Origin of the sequence: Morganella sp. HMSC11D09 (assembly GCF_001807955.1) — a bacterium.
GTDB lineage: Bacteria > Pseudomonadota > Gammaproteobacteria > Enterobacterales > Enterobacteriaceae > Morganella > Morganella morganii.
Genome location: NZ_KV791712.1, coordinates 197398 through 204136 on the forward strand (window position 1 = coordinate 197398; position 6739 = coordinate 204136).

General features: G+C 49.6%; 7 protein-coding genes and 1 tRNA gene. 2 read left to right on the forward strand and 6 right to left on the reverse strand.

Going from position 1 to position 6739, the window contains the following annotated elements:
• Positions 1 to 32: 32 nt before the first annotated feature.
• The 4 genes from HMPREF3119_RS18245 to ilvL all read right to left on the reverse strand — a co-directional run bounded on the left by HMPREF3119_RS18245 (position 33) and on the right by ilvL (position 3101).
• On the reverse strand, positions 33 to 959 hold the full coding sequence (locus HMPREF3119_RS18245; RefSeq protein ID WP_004234382.1) for a branched-chain amino acid transaminase: 927 nt from the start codon (positions 957 to 959) through the stop codon (positions 33 to 35).
• 12 nt (positions 960 to 971) lie between these two features.
• Positions 972 to 1250, reverse strand: coding sequence for an acetolactate synthase 2 small subunit (gene ilvM / locus HMPREF3119_RS18250; RefSeq protein WP_004234381.1), 279 nt, complete (start codon positions 1248 to 1250; stop codon positions 972 to 974).
• Entirely contained in the window at positions 1247 to 2893 is a 1647-nt protein-coding gene (ilvG, locus tag HMPREF3119_RS18255; protein WP_070580492.1) for an acetolactate synthase 2 catalytic subunit, read from the reverse strand. Before ilvG ends, ilvM begins: the two co-directional genes overlap by 4 nt.
• A 109-nt stretch (positions 2894 to 3002) precedes the next feature.
• Positions 3003 to 3101 carry an ilv operon leader peptide gene (gene ilvL, locus HMPREF3119_RS18990; protein ID WP_079549161.1) on the reverse strand — a complete coding sequence of 33 codons (99 nt, stop codon included), beginning with the start codon at positions 3099 to 3101 and terminating at the stop codon, positions 3003 to 3005.
• Between the two features lie 489 nt (positions 3102 to 3590).
• Between ilvL and HMPREF3119_RS18260 the strand changes: the two genes are divergently transcribed.
• Positions 3591 to 5123 carry a YifB family Mg chelatase-like AAA ATPase gene (locus HMPREF3119_RS18260; protein ID WP_032099281.1) on the forward strand — a complete coding sequence of 511 codons (1533 nt, stop codon included), beginning with the start codon at positions 3591 to 3593 and terminating at the stop codon, positions 5121 to 5123.
• Between the two features lie 50 nt (positions 5124 to 5173).
• Here HMPREF3119_RS18260 and HMPREF3119_RS18265 read toward each other — a convergent pair whose 3' ends face one another.
• On the reverse strand, positions 5174 to 5512 hold the full coding sequence (locus HMPREF3119_RS18265; RefSeq protein ID WP_004234373.1) for a MaoP family protein: 339 nt from the start codon (positions 5510 to 5512) through the stop codon (positions 5174 to 5176).
• 118 nt (positions 5513 to 5630) lie between these two features.
• Between HMPREF3119_RS18265 and hdfR the strand changes: the two genes are divergently transcribed.
• Positions 5631 to 6443, forward strand: a complete 813-nt coding sequence (hdfR, locus tag HMPREF3119_RS18270; RefSeq protein ID WP_070580494.1) for an HTH-type transcriptional regulator HdfR — start codon at positions 5631 to 5633, stop codon at positions 6441 to 6443.
• Positions 6444 to 6630: 187 nt separating this feature from the next.
• Here the strand turns inward: hdfR and HMPREF3119_RS18275 are convergent.
• Positions 6631 to 6706: transfer RNA gene (locus HMPREF3119_RS18275), tRNA-Trp, on the reverse strand.
• Positions 6707 to 6739: the final 33 nt, after the last annotated feature.

The window sequence follows — 6739 nt, forward strand, 5'->3', positions numbered from 1 at the left end:
GGGAACGACCCGCCTGCAAATCTGTTTCGTTATTATGGATTTACCGGATCTAACCAGCCCCATTTGTCTTCTGTTTTCCCGGTGAACAGGCCAAAGAATGCCTGCTGGATCTCTTTGGTAACCGGTCCGCAGCGGCCGATACCCACCTGAATACCGTCAACACTGCGTACCGGCGTAACTTCCGCCGCAGTACCGGTCATAAAGACTTCATCCGCCAGATAGAGTGATTCGCGGGATAGCGTCTGCTCACGGATTTCATAACCCAGCTCTTTTGCCAGGGTCAGAATCGCATCACGGGTAATACCCGGCAGTGCGGAAGAGGTAAATGGCGGAGTGAAGATAATGTTATTTTTCACTTCAAACAGGTTTTCACCCGCCCCTTCAGAGATATAACCGTTCACATCCAGCGCAATCCCTTCCTGATAACCGTGACGGCGGGCTTCACTGCCGACCAGTAACGAGGACAGGTAGTTACCGCCTGCTTTGGCCGCTGTCGGAATGGTGTTAGGGGCTGCGCGGTTCCAGGATGACACCATCGCGTCAATCCCTGCATCCAGCGCTTCCTCACCCAGGTAAGCACCCCACGGGAATGCCGCGATGATGACATCGGTTTTATAGCCCTGCGGCGGGTTAACACCCATACCGACATCACCGATAAAGACCAGCGGACGGATATAACCACTGGATAAATTATTTTTGCGCAGCGTGGCGCGGCAGGCTTCCATTAATTCATCAACTGAATATTCTACCGGCATACGATATATTTTGGCGGAGTCATGCAGGCGCTGCATATGTTCGCGATGACGGAAAACGACAGGGCCCTTATGAGACTCATAACAGCGGATCCCTTCAAAAACAGATGTCCCGTAGTGCATGGCATGACACATAACATGCACTTTTGCTTCTGCCCACGGAACCATCTCATCATTGAACCAAATAAAATCAGCTTTTTTTGTCATTGTAATTTTCCTTTATACTGCACAGCTAATATGTTGATAATTTTGTGTATTTTTTGTGAGAACTTCGACATCCGCCACATCCGCCAGCTTAACTAACTGTGTACAGAGCAGGGCCGGCGGCCGCAGGCTTGAAACTGTTAACTCAATGTTTACATTATCACCTTCGGAACCTTTCGCCAGATCCATTTTCATGGCACAGACGTTAAATCCGCGGTGGCGCACAACACGCAGAACCCGTTCCAGGATTTCCGGGCATGAACGTGCCTGAATTGCTAACTGATGCTGCATCATAATGAGCTCTCCAACATATGTTCGTTACCCGCTCCCGGCGGTACTAATGGCCAGACGTTATCTTCTTCACGGATGGCGACATGTAATAAATACGGGCCCTGATGGTGTAACAGGGTATTAATCGCGGACGGCAGCGCTGATTTTTCAGTCACCAGCTGTCCCGGGATATCAAACGAGCGCGCCAGGGCAACAAAATCAGGATTGTCATCCAGTACCGTCTCGCTGTAACGCTTATCAAAAAACAGTTCCTGCCACTGACGCACCATACCGAGACGCTGATTATCCAGCAGCAGGATTTTGACCGGCAGACGTTTGCGTTTGATAGTGGTCAGTTCCTGCACATTCATCATGAAAGAGCCATCACCGGAAACACACAGCACGGTTGCTTCCGGGCGGGCAATCTGTGCCCCGATCGCTGCCGGTAAACCAAACCCCATCGTCCCCAGACCACCGGATGTCAGAAAATTCTCCGGGCCGTCAAAGGTCATATGCTGTGCCGTCCACATCTGGTGCTGCCCGACATCCGTTGTCACCACACAATCTGCCGGTTTGGCCGCAGATACCTGAGATAACAGCAGCGGTGCATAAATACTGTCACCGGCATGTGAATAATCAGGCGCGTGCTCTGCTTTCAGTTTCTTCACGTGATGCTGCCAGGCGGGGAATGACAGCGGCTGTGACAGCAGCGGCAGAGCCTGTTTCGCATCACAGGCAAGAGAAACATGTGTCTGCCGTAATTTATCCAGCTCGGCCGGATCGATATCCACATGGATCACCTTTGCATGCGGGGCAAATGCGTTCAGCTTGCCGGTTACCCGATCATCAAAACGGGCTCCGACCGCAATCAGCAGATCCGCCTCCTGAACCGCAAGGTTCGCTGCTTTTGCCCCGTGCATCCCGAGCATACCGAGGTAATACGGATAATCCGGAGAGACCGCCCCCAGTCCTTTCAGGGTACTCACCGCCGGCATCCCGGTTTCATCCAGAAACGCCCGCAGCTGTGCAACGGCACCTGACATGCCGACACCACCACCGGCATACAGCACCGGCTTCCGGCTTTCCCGCATCAGTTGCCGGGCACGGGAGAGAGCCGTCTGCGACAGAGGTTCTGCATTATTTACCGGCAGAAAATACGGGGTAAATTCACTAATCTGTAATTGAATGTCTTTCGGGATATCAATGAGTACCGGCCCCGGACGCCCGCCTGCAGCAATCGCGAAAGCCTCGGTAATAATTCGCGGCAAATCAGTAATTGATTCAACCAGGAAGCTGTGTTTTGTGCATGACAAAGACAGCCCCAGCACATCGATCTCCTGAAAGGCATCCGTACCAATCAGTGATGAACCTACTTGTCCGGTGATGGCAACAACCGGTACTGAATCAAGCAGTGCATCCGCCAGCCCGGTGATAAGATTTGTTGCCCCCGGCCCTGATGTTGCGATACATACACCCGTTCTCTGTCCTGCCCGTGCATAGCCGATTGCCGCCATAACCGCCCCCTGTTCATGACGGCAGAGCACATGCTCCACGCCGCCGTCGTACAGCGCGTCATAGACCGGCATGATCGCCCCGCCCGGGTAGCCGAACACAGTGTCAACGCTCTGTGTTCGTAGTGCCTGCACTAACCACTGTGCCCCGTTCATGTGTGACTCCTTAGTCCGCCGTTTTCTTTTCAGTGAAAAATCATAATTTTAAGGTTAAAAAAAACCCCGCGCCTTTCGGTGCGGGGTTCTCGTGAGATCCTGGCTCGTATCAGCCATTTTCGTATCCGAGTGCAGCCCCGCACGGTGGGATAATAATCACCACCACGCTCACGATAATTAGGCTAATCACTCGGACAATCTTATTCATGGATAAATTCTTCTGTCTGCCGTATTCAGTTGGTCTCTTTATTTTAGAGTTATCATGTTATCGAATTCCTGACAACGGCTATTTGTCTTTTTTTTAACAACAAGAATAAAAATCCATAAAATTCAGTGCACTGCCATTATTAACGATATGTTTCACTACTATTTTTTTATCCGGCGGTATCCTCCTCTGCCAAAATCGTCACTTCCGGAACAACACCGAAAAAACGGGGCATTCTCCGGTACAACTTACTTTTCCTCTGAACACTATTCCCGGGAGCACAATGGAAAGCGTGGCAGATTTTTTATTCTGAAACCCGGAAATTAATTCCCCGCCGCCCGGTTTTTCCATGCAACACGCAGAACAGAAATCACTTTTATGCAACATACATAAAATCTGTCGATATACATCGTAAAAAACGGAATTTTGCTGCGAAATGATGGAAAAAATCACCATCATGATAATTCGTTTATGTAACTGCAGGATGACCTGATGTCATTTGCTATTGTTTATACCCGTGCCATGATCGGGACAGAAGCACCGCTGGTCACCGTTGAGGCACATATCAGCGCCGGACTGCCCGGATTAACACTGGTGGGATTACCGGAAACCGCTGTCAAAGAGTCGAGAGACAGGGTCCGCAGTGCCCTGATCAACAGCGGATTTGAATTTCCGGCAAAGCGGGTCACTATCAATCTTGCCCCGGCGGATTTGCCCAAAGAAGGCGGGCGATATGACTTGCCTATCGCTGTTGCCATACTCTCAGCTTCTGAGCAAATAGACGCAAAATTAGCAGAAAATTATGAGTTTTCGGGGGAATTAGGTCTTTCGGGAGAACTCCGGTTCTGCCGCGGAATATTACCGGCAGTGCTGGCTGCCCGTCAGTCAGGAAGGCAGGCTGTGGTATCAAAACAGCATAATGATGAATTATGTATTCTGCCTGCCGGTTCGGCGCTGATGGCGGATAATTTACTGCAGGTTGCTGCTTTTTTTCATCAGCAGCAGGAACTGAATGAAAACAGCCACCTGGCGGGAAAAACAGAAAATGATAACGGTACAAGTATTGATGATATTACCGGCCAGAAACACGCCAAACGGGTTCTGGAAATAAGTGCAGCCGGCGGGCACAATTTGCTCCTGCTCGGCCCGCCCGGTACCGGAAAAACCATGCTGGCCAGCCGGCTGGGAACTCTGCTCCCGCCGTTAACCGCGCAGGAAGCTCTTGACGTGGCGATAATCCGGAGCCTGACCCAAACCTCATCAGAACAAAATAAATGGCCCCAGCGTCCGTTCAGGGCACCACATCATACCGCATCCTCTGCGGCACTCACCGGTGGCGGCAGTATTCCGCTGCCGGGAGAAATATCGCTGGCACATCACGGCATCCTTTTTCTTGATGAACTCCCTGAATTCTCCCGTAAATCACTGGATTCTCTGCGTGAACCGCTTGAATCCGGAGAAATCATTATTTCCAGAGCTAAAGCAAAAGTGTGTTTTCCTGCCCGTATACAGCTTATTGCTGCGATGAATCCCAGCCCGACAGGCCACTATCAGGGCATACATAACCGCAGCGGCCCTCAGCAGCTTCTGCGTTATCTTTCCCGCATCTCCGGACCGTTTCTGGACCGGTTTGATTTATCAATTGAAGTACCGATGCTGCCACCAGGAACATTGAGCCGGACAGAAAAAGATCTGCCGGTTCATGAGCAGATAAAAGCACGGGTACAGTCCGCACGACAACAACAATACCGCCGTAACGGGCAGGGAAAACTGAATGCGGGACTGTCAGGCAAAGAAACAGAGGAGGTGTGTGCACTATCAGCACAGGATGCCCGTTTTCTTGAGGATGCACTGACGCAACTTAATCTGTCTGTGCGGGCATGGCACCGTATACTGCGCGTCAGCAGAACTATTGCCGATCTGCGGGATGAAGGAGGACAGGTATCACGAAAAGATATACTGGAAGCACTCAGTTACCGGGTAATGGACAGATTAATCCATAAACTGCAGCAGGCGGTCTCTTAAAAAAAGAAAGGGGCACGAATGCCCCTTTTAACTTATTATTTCTGATGATATTAATCATCTGTGTCGGTATAGTCTTCCGACGGATCGATCTGAGGTTTACCACCGGACAGCGTGTGGAAGCGTTTTGGTTTGCGAATACGCTCCAGATACTTAATCCACACTTTTTCTTCTGCTGTTTCCGGCATACGCTCACCACGGCATACAGAAACAAACTGTTTTTCTTCGTCCGTCTGGGGGGCGCGTTTACCCATATCCAGTTCGTTGAAAGCAAAACCATGGCGCTCAAGTAACTGAGCTTCTTTTATGGTGAAATGACCATGGCGTGAAAAACCACGAGGATAATGTTTATTATCAAAAAAACGATTAGTCGTGATAAAGCTTTCTGCCATCTGACACACTCCTAATTCTCTACTGACATACTCTTTATGGCGCGGAGTATTAGATAGCATTAGGATTCTGTAAAACAAAATATTTAAATCATAACGACAAAAATTTTTGGAGATACCAGTGGATACAGAATTACTGAAAACCTTTCTGGAGGTCAGTAAAACCCGTCACTTCGGGCGTGCGGCTGAATCCTTATACCTTACACAATCTGCAGTCAGCTTTAGGATCAGGCAGTTAGAGACAAATCTCGGGGCAAATCTTTTTACCCGCCACCGGAATAATATCCGCCTGACAGCCGCCGGCGAGCGGTTAGTACCTTATGCCGAAGCGCTGATCAATACCTGGCAACTGGCAAAACAGGAAATTAATCATGCCTCTGTACACAACCCGCTTTCCATCGGAGCGACTGCATCATTGTGGGATGCTTGTCTGACCCCCTGGCTCGGACAGATCTACCAATCACATGCAGATCTGCGCCTGGAGACCAGAATCGCATCCCGCCAGTCTCTGGTAAAACAATTACATGCACGGGAGCTGGATTTACTGATCTCTACTGAACAACCAAAAATGGATGAACTGAAAAGTGAGATTGTCGGAGAAATCACACTTCAGCTGTTCAGCATACAACCGCTGTCGGCAGAAAATCCTCCGGGCCTTATCCGCCTGGAATGGAGTGCAGATTTTCAGCAGCATGATGAGGCTGTTTTCACCCGCTGCCAGTCTCCGGTTCTGACAACATCGTCTGCTTTTCAGGCAAAACAATTACTGTCAGTGACATCATCTGTCACTTATTTACCGGCACACTGGAAAAAAATATATCCCGAACTGAACCCCGTGGATAATGACCTGATTACAAAGCCTCTGTACGCTGTCTGGCTACAGAACAGTGATCAGCAGGGACTTATCGGCCAATTAATCGCAATACCGGTATAACGCCGGTTACTGATGATTTTAAAGATAGATAGTGCGGTAAGTAACTGTTGCATTGAAAGAAGTGGTTGCAAAAAAGAAAGGAAATTCGGCAGGATACGATACATAAATTCAGATAATAAAAAACCCAGTTCATAACGAACCGGGCTATTAATAAATAAAGATCTTTAGTTATTACTTATCAAGTAAATGGCAGGGGCGGAGAGGCTCGAACTCCCAACACCCGGTTTTGGAGACCGGTGCTCTACCAATTGAACTACGCCCCTAAATGTTGGCGGAACGGACGGGACTCGAACCCG

Excerpts from the sequence above, each read along its gene's own strand:
- HMPREF3119_RS18245 (WP_004234382.1), bottom strand. The coding sequence starts at position 959 with ATGACAAAAAAAGCTGATTTTATTTGGTTCAATGATGAGATGGTTCCG.
- HMPREF3119_RS18260 (WP_032099281.1), top strand. The coding sequence starts at position 3,591 with ATGTCATTTGCTATTGTTTATACCCGTGCCATGATCGGGACAGAAGCA.
- ilvG (WP_070580492.1), bottom strand. The coding sequence starts at position 2,893 with ATGAACGGGGCACAGTGGTTAGTGCAGGCACTACGAACACAGAGCGTT.
- ilvL (WP_079549161.1), bottom strand. The coding sequence starts at position 3,101 with ATGAATAAGATTGTCCGAGTGATTAGCCTAATTATCGTGAGCGTGGTG.
- ilvM (WP_004234381.1), bottom strand. The coding sequence starts at position 1,250 with ATGATGCAGCATCAGTTAGCAATTCAGGCACGTTCATGCCCGGAAATC.
- HMPREF3119_RS18265 (WP_004234373.1), bottom strand. The coding sequence starts at position 5,512 with ATGGCAGAAAGCTTTATCACGACTAATCGTTTTTTTGATAATAAACAT.